The 20548-nt window shown below is 61.9% G+C and carries 15 protein-coding genes; 5 read left to right on the top strand and 10 right to left on the bottom strand.

Features of this window, described 5'->3' with window-relative positions; genetic code table 11:
* Window positions 1-80: 80 nt before the first annotated feature.
* The 4 genes from PW789_RS19660 to PW789_RS19645 all read right to left on the bottom strand — a co-directional run bounded on the left by PW789_RS19660 (window position 81) and on the right by PW789_RS19645 (window position 2695).
* Window positions 81-596: a methylated-DNA--[protein]-cysteine S-methyltransferase gene (locus PW789_RS19660; RefSeq protein WP_299380201.1), complete on the bottom strand. Its 516-nt coding sequence runs from the start codon at window positions 594-596 to the stop codon at window positions 81-83.
* A 7-nt stretch (window positions 597-603) separates the two neighbouring features.
* Window positions 604-924 (bottom strand): hypothetical protein, encoded by a 321-nt coding sequence (locus PW789_RS19655; protein ID WP_299380198.1) that lies wholly within the window; start codon window positions 922-924, stop codon window positions 604-606.
* Window positions 921-1466 carry a hypothetical protein gene (locus PW789_RS19650; protein ID WP_299380195.1) on the bottom strand — a complete coding sequence of 182 codons (546 nt, stop codon included), beginning with the start codon at window positions 1464-1466 and terminating at the stop codon, window positions 921-923. The genes PW789_RS19655 and PW789_RS19650 overlap by 4 nt, the downstream gene beginning before the upstream one ends.
* A gap of 356 nt (window positions 1467-1822) precedes the next feature.
* Window positions 1823-2695, bottom strand: a complete 873-nt coding sequence (locus PW789_RS19645) for a DUF1080 domain-containing protein (protein WP_299380193.1) — start codon at window positions 2693-2695, stop codon at window positions 1823-1825.
* 320 nt (window positions 2696-3015) lie between these two features.
* On the opposite strand from PW789_RS19645, the gene PW789_RS19640 reads away from it, so the two are divergent.
* The 4 genes from PW789_RS19640 (at window position 3016) to PW789_RS19625 (ending at window position 12545) form a co-directional block, all read left to right on the top strand.
* Entirely contained in the window at window positions 3016-4152 is a 1137-nt protein-coding gene (locus tag PW789_RS19640) for a hypothetical protein (protein ID WP_299380191.1), read from the top strand.
* A 273-nt stretch (window positions 4153-4425) separates the two neighbouring features.
* Complete coding sequence (locus PW789_RS19635; protein WP_299380188.1) at window positions 4426-6981, top strand: ABC transporter permease; 2556 nt, start codon at window positions 4426-4428, stop codon at window positions 6979-6981.
* A 207-nt stretch (window positions 6982-7188) separates the two neighbouring features.
* Window positions 7189-9642 (top strand): ABC transporter permease, encoded by a 2454-nt coding sequence (locus PW789_RS19630; protein WP_299380185.1) that lies wholly within the window; start codon window positions 7189-7191, stop codon window positions 9640-9642.
* Between the two features lie 431 nt (window positions 9643-10073).
* Entirely contained in the window at window positions 10074-12545 is a 2472-nt protein-coding gene (locus PW789_RS19625; RefSeq protein ID WP_299380182.1) for a hypothetical protein, read from the top strand.
* Between the two features lie 220 nt (window positions 12546-12765).
* On the opposite strand, the gene PW789_RS19620 is transcribed toward PW789_RS19625, so the two are convergent.
* The 6 genes from PW789_RS19620 to PW789_RS19595 all read right to left on the bottom strand — a co-directional run bounded on the left by PW789_RS19620 (window position 12766) and on the right by PW789_RS19595 (window position 18675).
* Window positions 12766-12906 (bottom strand): NAD(P)-binding protein, encoded by a 141-nt coding sequence (locus PW789_RS19620; protein WP_299380180.1) that lies wholly within the window; start codon window positions 12904-12906, stop codon window positions 12766-12768.
* 35 nt (window positions 12907-12941) lie between these two features.
* Window positions 12942-14333 carry a PP2C family protein-serine/threonine phosphatase gene (locus tag PW789_RS19615; RefSeq protein WP_299380177.1) on the bottom strand — a complete coding sequence of 464 codons (1392 nt, stop codon included), beginning with the start codon at window positions 14331-14333 and terminating at the stop codon, window positions 12942-12944.
* 277 nt (window positions 14334-14610) lie between these two features.
* A complete protein-coding gene (locus tag PW789_RS19610) occupies window positions 14611-15465 on the bottom strand; it encodes a hypothetical protein (protein WP_299380174.1) in 855 nt (284 codons plus the stop codon).
* A 20-nt stretch (window positions 15466-15485) separates the two neighbouring features.
* Entirely contained in the window at window positions 15486-15698 is a 213-nt protein-coding gene (locus PW789_RS19605; protein ID WP_299380171.1) for a hypothetical protein, read from the bottom strand.
* 204 nt (window positions 15699-15902) lie between these two features.
* Entirely contained in the window at window positions 15903-16565 is a 663-nt protein-coding gene (locus PW789_RS19600) for an NAD-dependent epimerase/dehydratase family protein (protein WP_299380169.1), read from the bottom strand.
* 109 nt (window positions 16566-16674) lie between these two features.
* Window positions 16675-18675 carry a beta-L-arabinofuranosidase domain-containing protein gene (locus tag PW789_RS19595; protein ID WP_299380167.1) on the bottom strand — a complete coding sequence of 667 codons (2001 nt, stop codon included), beginning with the start codon at window positions 18673-18675 and terminating at the stop codon, window positions 16675-16677.
* A gap of 283 nt (window positions 18676-18958) precedes the next feature.
* Between PW789_RS19595 and PW789_RS19590 the strand changes: the two genes are divergently transcribed.
* The gene (locus tag PW789_RS19590) at window positions 18959-20494 is read left to right on the top strand and encodes a SulP family inorganic anion transporter (protein WP_299380163.1); all 1536 of its coding nucleotides are present in this window, start codon (window positions 18959-18961) and stop codon (window positions 20492-20494) included.
* The last annotated feature ends 54 nt before the right edge of the window (window positions 20495-20548 follow it).

Below are 20548 nucleotides of genomic sequence, written 5' to 3'. Positions count from 1 at the left end.
CGCAGATTCGCATGGAGCCGGGCTGAAACCCCGGTTGGGGCGGTGCGGGCCTGAGGCCTGTGCTTCCTCTGCGAGAGGGGTTAGAAGGTGAGCGCGCGTTGTCGGGCGGGCTGCTCCAGTTCGAGGAGGCGGGCCTTGGCCTCGAGGCCTCCGGCGAAGCCGGTGAGCCTGCCCGAGGAACCGATGACGCGGTGGCAGGGCACGACGATGGAGATGGGGTTGCGCCCGTTGGCGGCGCCGACGGCGCGGGTGGCGGCGGAGTTGCCGAGCTGGGTGGCGAGCGCGAGGTAGCTGCGTGTCTCGCCGTAGGGGATGGTGGTGAGGGCGCGCCAGACAGACTGCTGGAAGGATGTCCCGCGCAGGTCGAGCGGGAGATCGAAGGCGGTGCGCTGGCGGGTGAAGTACTCGTCGAGCTGGCGCGTGGTGTCCTTGAGGATAGGGTGGCCCGGCTCGTGCGTGGTCTCGCCGAGGGGCACGCGGCGCGGGCTGTCGTCCGGCCAGAGGATGGCGACGAGGCCGTGGTCGCTGGCAACGAGCGTGAGTTCGCCTACGGGAGACGAGGTTGTCTTACGGAAGAGATGGTGTGCGCTGCTCATGCCTGGATTAGATGAGCCTGACGAATGGAGGAAACGTCAAAAGCAGGCTGGCGAGCAGGAGAAGGATCGCAAGGGATGTGGCGATGCCGACTGCGGGAGGGTTCGTGCTCCAGCGGCGGGAGAGGATCGCCCAGCTCAGGAGCCAGACGAGTGTACCGAGGACGAGAACTCCGCTGAGTGCGCCTGAGGGGACGTAGAAGCTGAGGAGCTTGTTGAGAGCTTTGCTCTTGTCTCCGAGCAGGTAGAGCAGGCCGAAGGTGAAGCAGCCGAAAGAGGATGCAACGAGCGCGGCGGAGGCCGATGCGATGGAGTTGGGGTGCTGGCTCATCGTGCCTCCGTTGTGGTGGCGAAGCTGCTCTCGACGGGAGCGTACTTGTTGAGGAAGGCTCCGGTGAGGCCAGCGATGCCGGTGGCGATGAGGGCCACGGCAGCGAAGATGAGGACGCCGCGACGCAATGCCGGCTCTTGTCGAAGGGCGGGGCGATAACGTGTCCAAAGGAAGGCGGCAGCGGTGAAGGCGAGCGGAGCGAGCAGGGCGACATGCTCCTTCCACTCCATACCGAGCGAGTGCAGGGGCGCGGTCTGCGAATGCGCGAGAAGAAGAGCGCGTGGGTGCAGGCGGATGTCGTCGCCTGCAGCGAGTGGGGCCCGGTACCACGGGTAGACGATAAAGGTGCCGGTGACGACGGCGAGCCATCCGCATGTCGACGCGGCAGCGAGGTAGAGGCGCTCCCATGTGGGCATGTGCTCGGGCAGGGGTTGGTGCCGGTAATAGCGGATGCACTCGAGTACGAGTGTCCATGCGGCGAGCAGAAAGAAGGCGCCGAAGAGAAGGCCGTGGACCTCGGTCCACAGTGCGCGGCTGGTCATGCGTGGAGTGCTCCTGTGTAGACCAAATGTAGCGAAGGAGGGCTTAAGGCGGTATGAATATCTACGCCTTGTGCTGTAGTGGTGCGGTTCGAGCTTCGCTCGGAATGCCCACTCATGCGATGAGGCCGCATGAATGGGGCACCCGCTTTTGTAGCGCTTCTTACAGATGATGCATGGGTGAAAGCTCAGCGACGCGGAGGTGGAAGGCGAACGCAGGTCCTTCGACTTCGCTTCTCTGCGGTCGCTGCGCTCAGGATGACACGTTTATGGCGGCAGCGGAGGAATGCATGGCCGCAGCGGGAGGGATGGCCGTAGCAGAGCAATGTCCGAAGCGGAGCAATGTTGCCGCGTGACGATCACTGCTGATCGAAGCTGCGGAGGAAGATGTCTTTGACGGAGATCTTGCAGGGCTGGCTTTCGATCTCGAAGCCGATGAGGCCGGGCTGGGTGTTGATGGAGTTCTTGTTGTCGTCGATGAAGACGGCCATGAGCTGGCCGTTCATGATGTGCATCATGACGGGGCCGCGGGCGATGATCTCGTAGTCGTTCCACTCGTTGACCTTCACGTAGCCGCCGAGGGCCTGCTTGTCGCCGATGGTGGCGACGAGACGGTTGGGTTCGCCGGGCAGCGACTGGGTGACCTGGCCGCGGTAGGCGAGGATGCCCTGCATGGTGTTCTCGGAGTACCACTGGCCGGTGTGGTTGGCGCTGGTGGCGGTGACGGGGAACCAGAAGTCGGCCTGCGGGCCGGTCATCATGAACTTGAGGTCGTAGGCGGGCAGGCCCTTGGGTTCGGAGCGAGTCCAGGGGACGCCGGTGGCGCTGCGGTACTGGATGCCTCCGCCGCCGCCTTTTTCGATCTTCATCTTCAGCTTCAGGTCGAAGTCGCGGGGGCGGTCGGCCTTGTAGACGATGTAGTTGTTGCCCCTGGGATGGCCTTCGAGGGTCTCGCCGATCATCAATCCGTCTTCGACGCGCCAGATGGAGGGGTCGGCGTCCCATCCGGTGAAGTCCTTGCCGTCGAAGATCTGCTTGTAGCCGGGGTGGTCGTCGATGGAGTAGGGCGCGGGGTCGTGGAACCTGGGCATGCCGGGGAGCATCTGCCCGTTGGGGCCTGCGACGGGCGGCCGCGCGGCCGGGGATTCGAGCTGCGGCGGGACGGTGGGGGTCTGGGCGGCGAGCGCGGGAGCGAGCAGGAGGGCGGCGAGGAGGACGCGAGAGGTGGACATTGGGATTTGCAGGGAAGTGTAGTGGGTCGCAGGTGGTGTTGTGAACCTCTGTCTCAGAGGCGGGACGCGGGGTACCCGATTGGTGCTTGATGGGCTGAGCGTCTGGGTGGCACAGACGATGAAGGCGTCGCCGGTGCTTCGCCGATCATCTCCCGGTAGATCGGTGGGCACACCGGCGACCTTCGCAGGGCGAAGAGAAGGAAGCGGTTGTTCGAGGCTTGAGTTTCTTCTGCGAAATGGGGTTGAGATACCTCCCATCTGGGAGATAATTCGGCCACACAGGGCCTGGAATCTTTTCGGTTACGGTTCGGAGAGTTGCTGTGTTCAACAATCCAGAGGAGCTGTTCGGGGGGACGCGGTCGATGCTCGCGCTGATCGACCTGATCTATGCGGCGGCGGAGAATGCGTCGCTGTGGCCGGTGGTGCTGGACCGGATCTCGGAGCTGGCGGGCGGACGCGAGATGTTTCTGGCGTCGAGCTTTACTGTCGAGGGCGCGAACATCGTGAACATCGCGCGAATGGACCAGGTGGCGCTCAAGCCGTACATCGACTATTACGCCGGCGTGAATATTCTTTCAAAGCGCTGCGACGAGCTGTATGCGGATGGTCAGGCGCGCTACAGCCATCGCGCAGTGCCGGATGAGGAGTTCGAGCGGACGGAGTTCTGCGTGGACTACTTCCATCCGCACGACATGCACTTCAGCATCGGCGCGAAGATTCCGCTGGGTGCGGAGGGCTCGGCGTACATGGCGTGTATGCGGCCGAAGTCGCAGGTGGCGTTCGACGACCGCAAGGGATTGCTGCTGGAGGCGCTGGTGCCGCACATGCAGCGGGCGATGCGGATGCATCTGCGGCTGGCGCAGCTGACGGCACACGAGGCGGGGCTGAAGCAGAGCCTGGATGCGTTTGGGCATGCGGTCTTCGGCGTGGATGGGCGTCGCCGGGTGGTCTTTATGAACCGCCTGGCGGAGGAGATGCTGGTCGCGGGCGATGGGCTGTCCCTGGTGGAGGGAAGGCTGCAGGCGGTGGGCGTGGCGGACGATGTGGCGCTGCAGCGTCTGCTGGCCGGTGCTGTGAGCAGCTTTGCGGAGTCGCTGGCGGCGGCGGTGCTGGTGCAGCGGAGGTCCGGTGTGGCGGCGCTGACGGTGACGGCGATGCCGTTTACGGGCGTGGGCCAGAGGATGGAGCCGCTGGCGGCGCTGGTCTTCTGCGCGGACCCGGAGCGCAGGCAGGCGACGCGGCAGACGCTGCTCCGCGCTCTGTATGCGCTGAGCCCGGTGGAGAGCCGCATGGTCGATCTGCTGGTGGACGGGTTCGACACGAATGGCGCGGCGGTGCGGCTGGGCATGACGCAGGAGACGGCACGGTTTTATGTGAAGCGGGTGCTGGCGAAGGTGGGGGTGAAGAGGCAGTCGGAGCTGGTGAAGAGGGTGTTGCAGCTGCCAGGGTTGGGGTGATGGCAGAGGAAAGCAGATTCGTTGCTGCGCTCGAATGACAAAGCCACAGCGGAGAGACGGGCCGCAGGCGAGCGACAAGTTCGCGCTCGGGGTGACGTCTGCTGAGCGCTGAGTGTTCGGTTGTGGACGGCTGGTTTGGAAAGCGGACGTTCTGCTGTGCGGAGGCGTGCGGGTAAGAGGCTTGTTTTCATTTTGTTGGCTGTGGTCTGGAGTGGCATGGCGCTTGCACGTGTGAATCGCGGACTCTTACAGAGGAAGCGCTGGAGGTTGGCGATGTCATCGATGGGATCGATTGCCGAGGATGTGCGGTATGGGATGAGGCGGCTGCGGCGTTCGCCTGGGTTTGCGGCGACGGCGCTGGCGACTCTGGCGCTGGGCATCGGTGCGACGACGGCGATCTTTACGCTGACCTACCAGGTGCTGATGCGGTCGATGCCGGTGGAGCATCCGGAGCAGTTGTACAAGGTGGGCAGGGAGATCGAGTGCTGCGTGGATGGCGGGCTGCAGGGCGACTGGAGGATCTTCTCCTACGACCTGTACAAGACGCTGCGCGACCACACGCCGTACACGGCTGGGATAGCAGCAGTGGAGGCGGGCGGCATGGGCGTGTCGGCGCATCGCGCGAACGACACGGCGTCGCAGCCGTTGGATATACGCATGGTCTCGGGAAACTACTTCGACGTGCTGGGCGTGAAGCCGTTTATGGGACGGCTGCTTAAGCCGGAGGACGATCGCGTGGGAGCGCCGACGGTGGCGGTGATCAGCTATCCGATTTGGCAGATGAAGTTTCACGGCGACCCGAGCCTGGTGGGAGGCACGGTGGTGATGACGGGGCATCCGGTGACGATCGTGGGCGTCACGGCTCCAAATTTTCTTGGCGACAGGAACACGGCCGATCCCATCGGTGTATGGATACCGCTGGCGCAGGATCCGGTCTTTGACACGCGCAAGTTGTACGAGCAGACGAATGCGCACTGGCTCGACATGCTGGTGCGCGTGCCCGATGCAAGCAAGGTGCCGCAGGTGGAGAGCGCAATACGCGTGGCGCTGGTGCAATGGCTGGTCGCCAACAAAAATCCGCAGTCAAACGACACCGACGCGGAGATTCACAAGCAGACGACAGAGCTGGCGGAGGCGAAGGGCGGCATCAACAACCTGCGCGATGACTACGAGAAGAGTCTGATGATGCTGCAGATGATTGCCGCGTTTGTGCTGCTGATTGCGTGTGCGAACCTTGCGAACCTGATGCTGGTGCGCGGTGTGGCGCGGCAGCAGGAGCTGAGCGTGCGGTCGGCGCTGGGCGCGAGCCGTGCGCGGCTGGTGCGCGAGATGCTGGTGGAGTCGGTGATGCTGGCCGTGCTGGGCGGTGCGCTGGGTCTGTTGGTGTCGTACCTCAGCGTGAAGGGTATCCTGGCGCTCGCGATGAGTGGAGTCGAGGTGATGCCGGTCTCGTCATCGCCTTCGCTGCCGGTGCTGTTGTTTGCGCTGGCGGTCTCGACGCTGACGGGTGTGCTGTTTGGAATTGCGCCAGCACTGATTGCCTCGCGCGCGAACCCGGTGGAGGCGCTGCGTGGAGCGAATCGCTCGACAGGCCATACGAGCAAGCTGCAGCGCGGGCTGGTGGTGGTGCAGGCGGCGTTGTCGGTGGCGCTGCTGAGCACGGCGGGATTGCTGATCACGAGCCTGAACAAGCTTGAGAGCCAGGACTTCCGCTTCGAGACGCACGGACGGTTGATCGCGTTTCTGGATCTGCAGGCGGCGGGATACAAGTACGAGCAGCTGCCGGGGTTCTACAAGCAGATCGACGACACGTTTGCGGCGATGCCGGGACTGCATGATGTTGCCTATGCAACGTATGGACCGATGGCGTTCAACAACTGGGGCTCGGGGGTTGCGATTCAGGGCGGCAGCCCGGATGCAAAGCTGAACGCGAGTTACACGTCGGTGAGCCCGAAGTTTTTCGATGCGGTGGGCACGCGGCTGCTCCAGGGCAGGGTGTTTAGCGAGCATGATTCGGCGACGAGCATGCATGTTGCAGTGGTGAACCAGCAGTTTGTGAAGAAGAATCTGAACGGCAAGCCGGCGCTGGGTATGCACTTTGGACCCGACCGCAGCATGGCGAGCGAGTATGAGATTGTGGGGGTGGTGGACGACTCGAAGTATGGCGATCCTTCGCGGCCGACGCGGGCGATGTTCTTTACACCGATGGCGCAGACGACGCTGTATGACGGTATGAATGCTCCGCCAAACATCATCGAGCAGGCGAACAAGGCCGAGCAGTTTAAGCACTATGCTTCAAACCTGATCATTCGCTACGACGGCGATGCGGGCGCGGCGACGGCGGCGGTGCGGCGTGCGATGAGCCAGATCAATCCTGATATTTCAATCCGTTCGCTGACGACGTATGACGACCAGGTGGGGCAGTACTTCACGCGGCAGAAGCTGGTGGTGCGGTTGACGGCGATCTTCGGCGTGCTGGCGCTGGTGCTGGCTTCGATTGGGCTGTATGGCGTGACGGCGTATGGCGTGGCGCGGAGGATTCCTGAGATCGGCGTGCGCATGGCGCTGGGTGCGGATCGCGCGAGCGTGGTGCGCCTGGTGCTGCGCGGCGCGGCGATGCAGGTGGGCCTCGGGATTGTGGCGGGAATTCCGCTGGCGATACTGGCGGGACAACTGCTGAAGTCGCAGCTGTTCGAGGTGAAGGGCGTGAATGGAATGACGCTGATAGGCGCCTGCGCGGTGCTGGTTTTGAGCGCGCTGGTGGCGAGCGCGGTTCCGGCAAGAAGGGCTTCGCTGGTGGAGCCGATGGTGGCGCTGCGGTCGGAGTAAGGGGTTACGCGGCTGGTGGCTGGGTGGAAAGGAGCGTGGTGCGTCGTATGGCGAGCGCGATTCTTTCCGCGCCCTTCGATTCTTTCCGCACCACGCGATTAATTCCGAACCAATTGAAGGGGCTCTGCGTAGAGAAGAAGACACGGTTCATGGACGATGGGCGGACGGTGGGCGAAGCTTACGTTTTGTCTGCTGCGCGGAGGCACTATGCGGGGATTGCTTCAGGATCTGCGACTGGCGTTGCGGCAGCTGCGCAACGCTCCGGGATTTGCGGTGGCGGCGGTGCTGACGCTGGCGGTGGGTATCGGCGCGACGACGGCGATCTTCACGCTGGTCTACGACGTGATGCTGCGGCCTCTGCCGTATGCGCATGCGGAGCGGATGGTGGTGATGGAGGAGGTCATCAAGGAGTTTCACGACCTGTATCCCACGCTGCCGCTGAATGCGAACAACTTCCTGATGTGGCAGAAGAATAACCGCTCGTTCGCGGCGATGACGGCGATGGACGAGAACACCGTGCCGCTGGGAGTGGGCGATCATCCGCTGGAGGTGAAGGCGCTGACGGTGACGCCCGGCTTCTGGGAGGTTGTCGGTGCGACGCCTGCGATGGGCCGTGCCTTTGGCGATGCGGAGGCGCAGGCAGGCCGCGATCATGTCGTTGTGCTGATGAACAGCACCTGGCGTGACCAGTTTCAAAGCGATCCAAATGTCATAGGCCGTACCGCAACGTTGAACGGCTTTCCCTACACGGTGATCGGAGTGATGCCGGAGTCGTTTCACCTGCCTCCGGTACAGGCGATGTCGCAACTGGGAGCGGGGAACGATCATCCGATCGCGGCGATTGTTCCGCGAGTGTTTTCAAAGGAAGAGGCGCAGCAGGTGGTGGGCGACTTCAACTATATCGGCCTCGGTCTGCTGAAGCCGGGAGTGTCGGTGGCGCAGGCGAGCGATGAGATCAATGGATTTCAGCGGACGATCACGGCAGGGCTTTCGGGGGATGCGAAGGTGACGCTCTCGGCGGTGATGATGCCGTTTCAACAGAAGCTGGTGGGAACGAATCGCAAGTCGCTGCTGATTCTGCTGGGAGCGGTTGTGGCTCTGCTGCTGGTGGGATGCGTGAACATCACGAACCTGCTGCTGGCACGGGCGACGAGCCGCAGACAGCAGATGGCCGTCGCCTCGGCGCTGGGTGCGCGGCGCAGCGAGCTGATTCGGCTGGCAATGCGCGAGACGATCGTGCTGTCGGTCGCAGGAGGTGCGCTGGGGATTCTGTTGGCCGCTGCGCTGGTGCCTTTTATGCAGCAGTATCTTCCGCCGGTGCTGAACTTCCGCGGACCGCTGCATCTGGACTGGGCGGGTGCGGCCTGCGCTGTGCTGCTGGCGGGTATGGCTGCCTTGCTTTCGGGAGCTGTACCGGCGTGGATGGGATCGCGGACGCAGCCTGCGGAGGTGCTGCACAGTGAGTCGCGGCTGGCGTCGGAGTCGCGTTCGAGCAAGCGGGTACGGCGGGTGCTGGTCGCGGCCGAAGTTGCCGTCAGCGTGGTGCTGGTGCTGATGACGGGGCTGCTGACGCTCAGCCTGACGCGGATGATGCACGTCGATCACGGCTTTGAGACGCAGCGCACCATGACGGCGGAGGTGGCGCTTCCGCGAAGCGTATATACGAACACACAGCAGCGGCAGGCGTTCTTCGAGAAGGCGCTGGATCGCCTGCGGCAGCTTCCGGGCGTGGTCGATGCAGGGTCGGTGAGCAAGCTGCCGCTGGCAGGAGATGGATGGATCGACATGATTCGCGTGGTGGGCGATGGCCGTCCGGCGATGCAGCTTCCGACGCAGCACTTCCGGGAGGTAAGCCCGGGATACTTTCAGGCGATTCATCTGCCCCTGGTCGCCGGGCGGCAGCTGAACGATGGCGACAAGGGGAAGCGCTACGCCCTGGTCTCGGAGATGACGGCGAAGGCGGCGTGGCCGGGTAAAGATGCGGTGGGGCAGACGTTCACGCGGGGAGGCGTGTCGGACGACAGCTTTACGGTGATCGGCGTGGTGAAGGATGCGCGGACGATCTCGCTGGCGAAGCCCGATCCGATGATGGTGTATGTGCCGTACTGGTTCCGCGCGGATAACTCGGGCGGTCTGGTGCTGAGCACGCGGCAGGACCCTTCGGCGATGGCGGATGCGATTCGCCGGGCGGTGTGGAGTGTCGACCCGGCGGTGGCTGTGCCAACGGTGCGGGCGCTGGGCGGCATCGTCGAGGACTCGGTGGCGAACCGCCGGTTCGAGATGGACCTGCTGCTGCTGTTTGCGGTGAGCGCGCTGCTGCTGGCGGGGCTGGGGATCTACGGCGTGGTGACATATTCCGTTGTGCAGCGCGAGCGGGAGATCGGTCTGCGCATGGCGCTGGGCGCGCAGGCGGGGAACATCTACCGGCTGGTGATGCGCGAGGGGATGGCCCCGGTGCTGGCTGGTGCCGTGGTGGGGATTGCGGGATCGCTGGCGCTGGCGCGGGTGTTTCGCAGCATGCTGTTCGAGGTGAGCCCGTATCAGCCGGGGATCGTTGGGGTCTCGTTGGGGGTGCTGGTGGGGATTGGGGTGATGGCTTGCCTGCTGCCGGCGAGGAGGGCGGCGCGGGTGGAGCCGATGGCGGCGCTGCGGGCGGAGTGACGGGATTCGGTGGCTGGTTTCGTGGCTGCGATGGATTCGGTGGTCGAGAAGCGGGTCTCTCCACTCATCGAATTCTCGCTGGCCGCCGGTCCCTCCAATGCGCATCGGCCCTCCACAAAAAGATCACAAGCAGCAGATCGCCGAGGCCATGCAAACCACATAGGTTGACCGTAAAGTTTCCCTTTGGAGCTACGACATAAGCCTCTATCAGCATGTAGCGATCGTCTGCGAACGTTCAAACACTGAATTTACCGTAAGCTCGCTCCTCCGAAGACTCGACCCTTCTTAGCCCGCTGGTGGTGTGCGCCCGATTATTGACGACCATCGATGGTATGTAGACCTTGGTGCGCAAGTTGCTCGAGTGGTAAGCATCCTTTTTAAGTTACGTTCAGAGAAATACCTTCAACTCCTTTACTTTAACGGAGACACAAGTGACCCGGAGAATTGACAATACATTTAGACATTCTTGTTTTGTTTGCCTGCTGTTAATGGCGATTTTTTCCAACGTCGTCTTAGCAAGTGCTTCAACGCCTGCTGCTAACACGGAATTCATTACCTCGGAAGGTGTTTTCTTCTTCAATGGCCAGCGCCAAGCCTGCCAGATCACTTTCAATAAAGCAGTTTTATCGGGTCAAGTTCTGTCACCTATCAATCTTCGCTACTATCCTTCCCTGCGCGATTTCGGAATAGACTCCACTGGTATTTGCAATAGCCCATCAACGATGCCTGCCGGAGAATTTCTACTGGCCAATGGAACGGTCTACTTTTCAAATGGCTCTGGCCAATCATGTCAGTACGTGAACGTCCCGTCTTGGATCAACGTTGCCAATCTGGCAATCTACCCTTCATTCCCGTCAGATCTGATTGCTAAGGGCGGAGTGTGTGCCGGATGGGATGGACCGAATCAGTACCCCGCGACTTCACCTCCTGAGGCCAACTCAGTGTTTATCACTGACGGAGGGATGTTCTTCAACAATGGAACCGGCCATGCGTGTCAGATCACCTACAGTATGGCCATTCGGGACCACAGAAACCTGAGTCAAATTGGGTTCGCGTATTTTCCCTCGCTCGGCCAGGCGGGGATCGTCAATGATGGGCTGTGCGGGGCCGGAGCGCAGCAGATGGGTGAAGGGCCATTCCTAACCGCAAATGGATCAATCTATTACTCAAACGGACTTGGACATGCGTGTAGTTACAGTTTCGGTGGAGGTGTTGATACCACCGGTCTCACGATGTACCCTTCCTTTCCGTCTGATCTTCTAGTTGACGACGGTGTTTGCGCTCAATCACCGTTCGTGGACGCAAGTGGCGGTGAACTCGGATTGAATCAGCAGGATGCGGAAAACAACGCCTCCAGGTTGAGCGAGTTCTTAGCAACGAATTCGCCCGCGTCTATTTATTTTCGTAACGGCATTTATCCATTCAAGGGGACTGATCCAGCCAACCCGAATGACCCACAGCCTCCTGCATTCACTTTAGGCAGCAACGTCACGCTCGCGGGCGAAGGAACGTTGGCGAGCGATAGTAACTCCACGCGTCAGAAAGTTGCTATCGTGGGCACACTCGGAGATGACTCGCGAGTTGTCAATAGCCCAATAGTAAAAGGGACGACAACCGTGTTCCTCACGAATGACGATGGAACTGGTACTCCATTCATTAAGTCAGATGATGTGGTGCGTCTGAACAACTATCCAACTGGCCCTGGAGACGAAGGATCCTGTGATGAAGCAACATGTATTTATACAGGACCGCCTAATCTAAGACAGAACAGACGACGCGAGCTGCTGCGCGTAGCAACCTCGAACTTGAACTCCGTTACTTTTGAAATAGGTGTTCTCTATGACTATCCGAGTGGCAGCGGTCCAGTTTTCCTTCGAAAAATCAATTCAGTCGATAACGTATCGATACTGGGCTTAACTTTAGATGGTCTTTCTTTCAACTTCTCGTATGCTCGTAATCTTTCTTTCAAGGGCGTGGCAGCAAAACGGACCAATCTGGCGGCATCGGGTTGCTTCCAATGCTATGTCGACTTTAGTGATTTTGATGGACAAGGTGAGGATCTACGTGTGGATTTTTTTGAGGGGAGTTTCGACACGAAAATCTCAGGTAAGTTCCGCGGAGGCAGTACCACATCCGACAACGGAGTTGTGAAATTGAATCAGGTGCGCAAAGCTGAAATAAATGCGATCTTTAACGGTCACGATCCGAGTGGCGCGCCCGATCATGGGATCTTCATCGATACAGACTATTACGAAGCTCCCAGTGGGTTTCCAAACAACCCTGTCGACGACATCAAAATTAATGCGACCTACATTCTTGATCCTCAGTATGTAGTTCCGCCCGACATCAATCTGTCTGGTGAACCTTGGATTGGCTCGCCAATCTCCAATGTTTCGATCACGAGCAATGGAATGAGCCTCCGATTTGCAGGCGCACAACAGATAACCACTACTGCTTCAGGATCCAGCCAACTATCAATCTCGACGTCTAACCGGGTAAGCGTGACGGGTGGCAATTTCGAAAATGCTAAGGTTGACGGAGCTTATGAACTCGGAACGTTGCCAAGTGAGGACATAAGTTTGAGTGGCGTAACGCTGAGACTATCGCCTACAGCGCCGCAGATATACGACGCTAAACGAATCACGTTATCGAATGTTCGTGTCGATACGACGCCAGCGTCCCCGGGCACTGATATTCCGATCATCCATCTCAAGCATGTCAGCGGTATAACTATTGATCAGTTGAGCGTCTCGTGTAACGCGGGCCAAAGCGGTCTAAAGATATGGGCCGAAACCGATGTTAACAACGCGGTCCTAGTTGGGGGGGCTGGCAGTTTGCCTGTTCCCTTCGAACCATTTGCCCATGCATGGGAAACACAAAATATTGCCTGCCCGCATCCGTAGGGTTTTTAAAATCAATAAACTTCTACGAATTAAAACGCTTGGCTCGTTGATATTTACGTGCGTTGAGCAACCACATAAAATTGTGGCTGTACTGATGACCTGAACCGACTTCCGTTTTCCGAGTGGGGAGCGGTTGATGCCTCGATGCGCAATAAGTTCACTACATCATTGGTCGGTGCCTAGGCATTTGTTTTCCTATCCTCTCTGCGTCCAGAGGAGATCAGATGTTGGGGCAGGAGCCGCCGATGTAGCGTCGTTCGATGACGACGGTCTGTTCTCCGGCGGAGGCGAGATGCCATGCGAGGTACTTGCCGCCCTCGCCGCTGCCGATGACGACGTTGCGATAGTGCTGTGCGCTCATGCGAAACACTGTATCGCAGCGAGGTGACGCGGGGATCACTCGGAAGAGTGATCGCAGACGAGGATGGTGAGGTCGTCGTTCTGAATGGCGGCGAAGTGCTGCACGGCGTGGATGATGCGGTCGGCCGCCTCGGCGGGCGGAAGGTGGACGGTGTCGCGCAGCTGGGCGTGCAGGCGGTCGCGGCCGAACTCCTCGCCTGCGGCGTCGGCGGCTTCGAGCAGGCCGTCGGTGTAGAGGACGAGCCGGTCGTCGGGGTGCAGCGGCAGGGTGCGGGTGGTGTAGGTGGCGAAGTCGAAGGCGGCGAGCATGAGGCCGTTCTCTTCGATCTCGATGACGTTGTCGCCGCGCAGCAGGAGCATGGGCGGATGCGCGGCGGCGGCGTAGCGCAGCTCGTTGGTCGCGGCGTTGAGGTAGACGTAGCCCGCGGTGACGAACTGGCTCTGGGTATTGCCGCAGAGGGCGCGGTTCATGCCTTCGAGAAGGCGTGCGGGATGGGCGATGTGGTCACGCTCGGCGGCGGCGGCAAGCTTGACCATGGAGGCGATGAGGGCGGCGGGGATGCCGTGTCCGGAGACGTCGGCGATGAGCAGGCCGGTCTCGTGGGGGGCCGAGGCGAGTACATCGTAGAAGTCGCCGGCGACGGTGGTCATGGGCAGGTAGCGGGCGGCGACACGGAAGCTTCCGCTGGAGGGGAGCTGCGTGGGAAGGATGGAGAGCTGGATGCGCTGGGCGATCTCGAGCTCCTTCTGGATGACGGAGAGCTGCTGCTCGCGGGCGAGGGTGCGGCGGCCGGCGACGATGCCGAGGGCAGCGAGGACGAAGAGGAAGGCGAAGGGCTCAACGTTGTAGACGGAGCCGAAGATGCCGAGGATGTTTTCGTAGAGCGCGGAGGCGATGAAGACGAAGAGTCCGCGATGGATGAGGCGGACGTCGGTAGATGCGTCGCGGTTGCGGATGAGATTGACGATGAAGACGATCAGCAGTGCGGTGACGATGGTGTTGTTGATGTTGGAGATGAGGTGGCGCAGCCCGATGACGAGCGTGATCAGCGAGAGCAGGCCGAGGGCGGGCGCGACGATGTCGATGAGGATGCGGCCCACGCGGTTGACGAGGTTGAGCGCGCGGAAGAAGTAAAAAGCAGGGATGGGGACGAGGTATCCGAGGGCGGTGGCGATGCGTTCGAAGTCGGAGGGTGCGGGACCCATGCGCCAGACGATCTGGTGATAAAGGATGAGGCGTGTGCCGTAGAGAACGGCGAAGAGCGAGAACCAGAGCAGCAGAGCGTCGAAGCGGCGGCGCAGGGTGGCGAAGGCGGCGGCGAGGATGCCGATGGTCGTGATGGCGGCTCCGAGCAGGAGATAGATCTGGGATGCACGGAACATGTGCAGGACCTGGTCGCGGGAGAAGATCTGCTCGGGTGTGGTCACGGTGGTTCCATCGTAATGGATAGGTGTCTGTGGGGCGGGATAAGGCAATGCCAGGCTGGGAGGCGGTAGTGGTCGAATAGAGGATCTCTCCACTTCGGTCCGCTTCGGTCGAGATGACGATGATCGTGGCTGGGATGGTGACGGTGAACTACGCGTCTCAGGGCGAGTCGGCGGTATTTTGCGGGAGAGATGGAGAAAGCATATTTCTTCGCTTCGCTGCGGAATGGCAAAACAAAGGGGGTTTGGGGGGCGATGCAAAAACAAGCGTTGCGGGGTGCTACTTTCCGTCCTGTTTCAGGCGTTCGAGGAGGCGGGAGAGGACTTCGCGTTCTTCTTCGGAGGGCTGGAACTGCAGCGGCTTGCGGCGGACGTAGCGCAGGTTGAGGTTGGCGATGTCGGAGGCCATGACGATAAAGAGGTTTCCGGGGATGTTGAACCAGAACTCGTCTGGGACGGTGGAGAGGTCGGCGGATTTGGCCTTGCGGAAGTCGTCGCGCTCGAAGCGGCGCGGGTTGGCGAGGGTGATGCTGACGAGTGAGCCATCGTTCGAGAGCATGCGGTCGGTGATGGTGCCCTGGTAGAGGCCGCCGCTTTTGGTGAGCACGTCAGCCATGATGCGGAAGGTGCCTTCGGGCAGCAGCATGTCGGAGAAGAGCAGGTCCCACTCGGAGATGCGCGGAACGATGGTGGCGAGCAGCGTGCGCATCCATCGCGTGTGCAGCCTGCGCCAGATGCGGTTGTAGTTGAAGACGATGAAGACGCGCACGCCGCAGGCGATGAAGACGAGGAAGTAGAGACGCCAGAGGATGGCGTAGTTCATCCAGAAGAAGGCGTAGAGGCTGGTGAAGAACTGCTGGTGGTGCGACTGGAAGAAGTTGTCGCTTTGCAGGGAGGAGAAGACGGTTTCGACGTCGGTTTGCGTGCCTGAGGCCCAGAGCGCGCCGGTGGAGCGGGCCCAGGCGACGGCGAGCGCGAGCGGAATGGCGGCGGCGAGGATGGAGCGGGCGACCTCTTCGGCGTGCGACTCAACGCGGCTCTTGCGGAAGACGACGAGGTCGGCGGCCCAGCGCGCGATGAGGTTGGGGCCAAGCAGGTAGACGGCGATGAGAAAGCTGACGAGGAGCGCCAGCATGGGTCGGCTCTCCTACGGAATCAGGCGATGGCTTCGTGCAGGTCGGCGAGGTTCAGCGTGATCTCGCCGAAGGAGGTCGGGATGACGGCCGACTCGTGCGCGCGGAACTGGTCGAGCACCGCGTCCTCATGCCGCTGAATGAAGGCGATGATCTCGGCGCGGAGCCGCTTCTGGCTGGTGCCGATGTTGTCGGCACGCAGGGAAAGCACGTACTCAAGCTCGGAGCTGCTCATCGTTCCAATACCTCAAAGTGCGCTGCACGGGTGGCCGGTGCAGTTCAAGGAGAAGATAGCATGGCGGGAGTGGGTTTCGCGCTCGAGGAGCATCTCTCTGGTGACCGGCATCCCGTCGTGAAGCACTTTTGCGATGAACAGCGCAGTCCGCTTTTTGCGATAAAGGGCTGCGCTAGCAGGAGCTGATGGGGCTGACAGCGGGCTTCAACCCTGGGCCAGCGCCTTGATGTCGGGGATCTCAAGCGTGGTCTTCGGATATCCGCGCTGCACGCTGTGAATCATCGCCTGCCCGACCTGGCGGATGGTGCAGGTCAGCCTGGGGGCGAGCGCAGCAATCAGCGGGTAGAAGACCAGCAGGGCGCGGTAGAGTCCGGGCACGTTCTTCTGACCGCTTGAGGGCTCCATCATGCCAGGGCGGAAGTTGTAGGCCTGGGTGAAGCCCACGCGGGTCAGCGCGTTTTCGGTACGGCCCTTCACGCGCGCCCACATCGTCTTGCCCTGCTCGGTGGAGTCGGTGTGCGCCCCGGTCACGTAGCAGAAGGTCATCCGCGGATTGAGACCGTGCAGCACCTCGGCGAAGTGCAGCGTGGTGTCGTAGGTGATGCGTGTGTAGGCGGCCTCGTCCTTGCCGAGGGAGGAGACTCCGGCGCAGAAGAAGCAGGCGTCGTATCCGCGCAGCTCCTCCGCGGGAGCGAGGGTGAGGAAGTCGGGTGCGATCAGTTCGGTGAGCTTCGCGTGCCTGATCGGCGAAGGCTTGCGGTTGACCATCAGCACACGTTCGACGGCGGGATTCTGCAGGCACTCCAGCAGGACGCCTTCGCCGACCATGCCGGTCGAACCGGTAACGATGACACTGATTCCGCTCATACGCTGCTCCTTCGTTTACGCTCGTTCGCTCGTTCTCGATTGGACGCTATGCGTTATGACGGTGATTCAGAAGTTGGAGGGAGTATGGCTGATCGTAGCGTGCGAACATCTATGTCTTCACCGTCGCCTTCGGAAACGACGTGATGCGCAGCTTGGTGGAGGCGTAGGGCACAAGCTCCACTGCTGCTGCGGCGCCGGTGTTCTTCGCGAGGTCGGTCGGTGGTGCATCCGCCGTGCCGTCCTCGGCGTGCCAGTCGGCGAGGCGCGCGCCGGTGGCGGCAATGGTGATGCCGGGCGTTGCCTTCGCGAAGGGCACGACGCCGATGGGCGTCTCCTTCGCCATGAGCGCTGCCTCCTGCACGAGGCCATAGTTCCACGGCGATTCGCCGAAGATCTGCCAGTCGGCGGTGAGACCGCGATCGCGGATCTTCGTCCACTGCTCTTCGATAGGCATGGAGAAGACCAGAGGTCCGCGCATGACCGAGACCGTGCCCATCGCGCCCTCGACGATGCGCGGCTTCATCGCAAAACTGACGCGCAGCACGTCGTTCGGCTGCCAGCTGCGTTCGATGCGAGCGAAGCCTTTGTTGACCGCTGGAGTGACGGCCTGCCCGTTGATGGTGAAGATCGGCTGCTCGCCCTCGGGAACGCGCAGGTGCAGCGGCATGGCGATGGTCTGTGCGGCACTGACGCGAATCTCGACCGTGTTGCGGAAGGGATAGTCGGTGGCGACCTCCATCGTGACCGGCGTGTTGCGCACAAGGGTGGAGACGATGCACGGCGCGTAGACCATCACGGCGAGGCCCTTATCCTGCGAGGCCATCACCAGCGAACTGGTGAGCTTGGGCCAGCCCTGGTGGAAGTTGGCGGTGCAGCAGCCGAAGTTCGGCTCCAGTCCGAACAGGTTCGATTCTGTGCCGTTGGTGGACCAGGGCTTGGAGTGAAAGCCGCACTCGATCTGGTTGGGCTGCTGGTCGTACTGGTGCGTCCACATATCGTCGGAGAGTGTGCCGGGCAGCGCGTTGTAGGCGATCTTCTCCAGGCGATCGCCCAGCGCGGCCTGGCCGGAGATGGCCATCGCCTGCTCGATGGAGAACATGGCCTCGACGACGGCGCACAGCTCGATGCCCTGCGAGGGGTTGTTGCCGGCGAAGTGTTCGTCGGCGGAGAACATGCCGTTAGCGAGGCCGTGGTAGCGATCGAGCGTCTCCCACTGCGTGGTGAGATAGTTGCGATCCTCGTCGCTGTGCGAGACCAGTGACCATAGCGGCACGGCCTTCAACGCCATCGCGTTGTTGACGCCGTGCGAGGGATGGTTGCCCTCCTTCGTGTGCTCCTCGCGGGCGAAGTCTTCGCGCGTGACCTTGCGGGTGAAGGGGAAGTTCGCATACATCGCCTTCCAGTCGTAGCCCTGCTGCTTGAGAAGCTTTGCGAGCTCGAGCAGCTGCGGATCGCCGTTGCGGTTGTAGAGCCACAGCACGGTGAGCACGTTGTCCTGCCAGCGTGCACGCGCCCAGCTGGAGAGTGGATTGCCGGGAAGGTTCTTGCGCTGGTTGGCGAAGTAGGCCTCCATCAGCGGGATCACGCGCTGATCGCCGGAGACCTCGTAGTACTGGGTGAGCGCCTTGAGCATCACCATGCGCGGCCACCAGTCTTCCTGCTGATGCACGGGGCCGAAGAGGCCGTCGGGCCGTCGGCTGTTCAGTGTCCACTCGATGTAGCGCAGCGATTTCTCTTTGAGGCGGCGGTCTTCGAGCAGATACGCCATGGGCAGAAGCCCGTCGAGAAAGTATGGTCCACGCTCCCACGATTCGCCGGTGCCGCCGAGCCATCCGCTGTTGGGGCCGACGTCGGGCCAGGTCTCGTCGAGGTGGCCGCTCAAGCCCTGCGCCTGCACCTCAAGCTGGCGGCGCAGCCAGCCGGTGGGACGGATGGCGCCGAGGGGAAGCAGAAGGAACTCCGGCTGCGCAAGGCCCTTGCCGTAGGCGACGGGCGCCAGCATGGCCGGTGTTGAGGCAGCGGCGTCGGCTTTGACGCTGTTGAGCATGGTGAGGCCCGCGGCCCCGGCTAGTCCGACGAACTTCCTGCGGCTGAGACTCTGAAAAAACATAGGCACTATTGATACCTGAGCCTGCTGCTTCTGTTCAAATGCGCTTCGCTTTGGAAGCTGGGGCGCCGCCAGCGTGCATGCTATCCTGTCCCTATCGATGTCGATCTCCTCGACAATTCGCCTGAGCGCCTACCGTCCATCATGAGACGGCGGTCCCTGTTGACCCGCTAGCGTTCTCCTTCTCTAAGCATTGCAATAGCAACGTGGCAGGCTCATTCCGTGAGTCGTCCCTCATCTCTGCATCGCGGCAGCTGCCTGCGAGGCACTGGAGGCTCTCCCGCTCATGAACACTTCTCTGCACACCTCTCTCTCCGCTTCCGAGGTTAAGACCAATCTGCTGTCGGGTCTTACCGTAGCGCTGGCTCTCGTACCCGAGGCGATCGCCTTTGCGCTGGTCGCGCACGTCAACCCGCTGGTTGGTCTCTATGCCGCCTTCATCATGTGCTTTCTTACGGCGGCCTTCGGCGGCAGGCCGGGCATGATCTCCGGGGCTACTGGTTCTACCGCAGTCGTCATGGTGGCGCTGGTGCTGCAGCACGGCGTGCAGTATCTCTTCGCCGCCGTGGTGCTGATGGGCGTGCTGCAGGTGATCTTCGGCCTGCTGCGGCTGGGCAAGTTCATCCGCATGGTGCCGCACCCGGTGATGCTGGGCTTTGTGAACGGCCTCGCCATCGTGATCTTCCTCGCGCAGTTCGGGCACTTCAAGGTGAAGGACGCGGCGGGCGTCGAGCACTGGATGGCGCAGCCGCAGATGATGGTGATGCTGGGACTGATCGCGGTGACGATGGCGATCATCTACCTGCTGCCGAAGCTGACCACGGCGGTGCCCTCATCGCTGGTGGCGATCATCGTGGTGGCGAGCATCGTCATCTTCTCCGGGCTGCACACGCGCACGGTGGGCGACATGGCATCCATCCGCGGCGGCTTTCCGCCGTTCCACGTGCCCGCCGTGCCGTGGAACCTGGCGACGCTGCGCATCGTGCTGCCGTATGCGTTCATCCTCGCTGGCGTGGGGTTGATCGAGACGCTGCTGACGCTGAACCTCGTTGATGAGATCACGCAGACGCGCGGCCGTCCCAACCGCGAGTGCCTGGCGCAGGGCGCGGGCAACATAGTCTCCGGCTTCCTGGGCGCGATGGGGGGCTGCGCCATGATCGGCCAGACGATGATCAACATCAGCTCCGGAGCGAGGCGCAGGCTCTCGGGCATCACGGCTGGCCTGTGCCTGCTGAGCTTCATCCTCTTCGGTTCGTCGCTCATTGAGAGGATTCCGATTGCGGCGCTGGTGGGCGTGATGTTCGTCGTCTCGGAGAAGACGTTTGAGTGGGGCACGTTCCGCGTCTTCGGCAAGGTGCCGCGGCACGATGCGCTGGTGATCATCGCGGTGACGGTGGTGACGGTCTTTACCGATCTTGCGACGGCGGTGATCCTCGGCATCCTGATCTCTGCGCTGGTCTTTGCGTGGGAGCATGCGAAGCGGATCGGCGCGAAGACGCGCACCGACGAGATGGGCCGCAAGATCTACGAGCTGAACGGCACGCTCTTCTTCGCCTCGGCGGCGAGCTTCGGTGAGCTGTTCACGCCTGCGGACGATCCCGACGATGTGATCGTCGAGTTCCGCTCAGCGCGTGTCGCGGACCACTCGGCTCTGGAGGCGATCGACCGGCTGGCGGAACGCTATCAGCAGATGGGCAAGACGCTGCACCTGCGGCACCTGAGCGCGGACTGCCAGGAGCTGCTGCAGCGCGCCCGGCCACTGATCGAGGTGAATCTGCTGGAAGACCCGCAGTACCACGTGGCGGACGACCGGCTGGGGTAAGGGCTGCGCCGTTTGGCTGTTATCCCGTCAAACCGCTGCATTCGCTGCTTCACA

Source organism: Edaphobacter sp. (assembly GCF_028283685.1).
Lineage (GTDB): Bacteria > Acidobacteriota > Terriglobia > Terriglobales > Acidobacteriaceae > Edaphobacter.
This window is presented reverse-complemented; position numbering and strand designations above follow the sequence as displayed.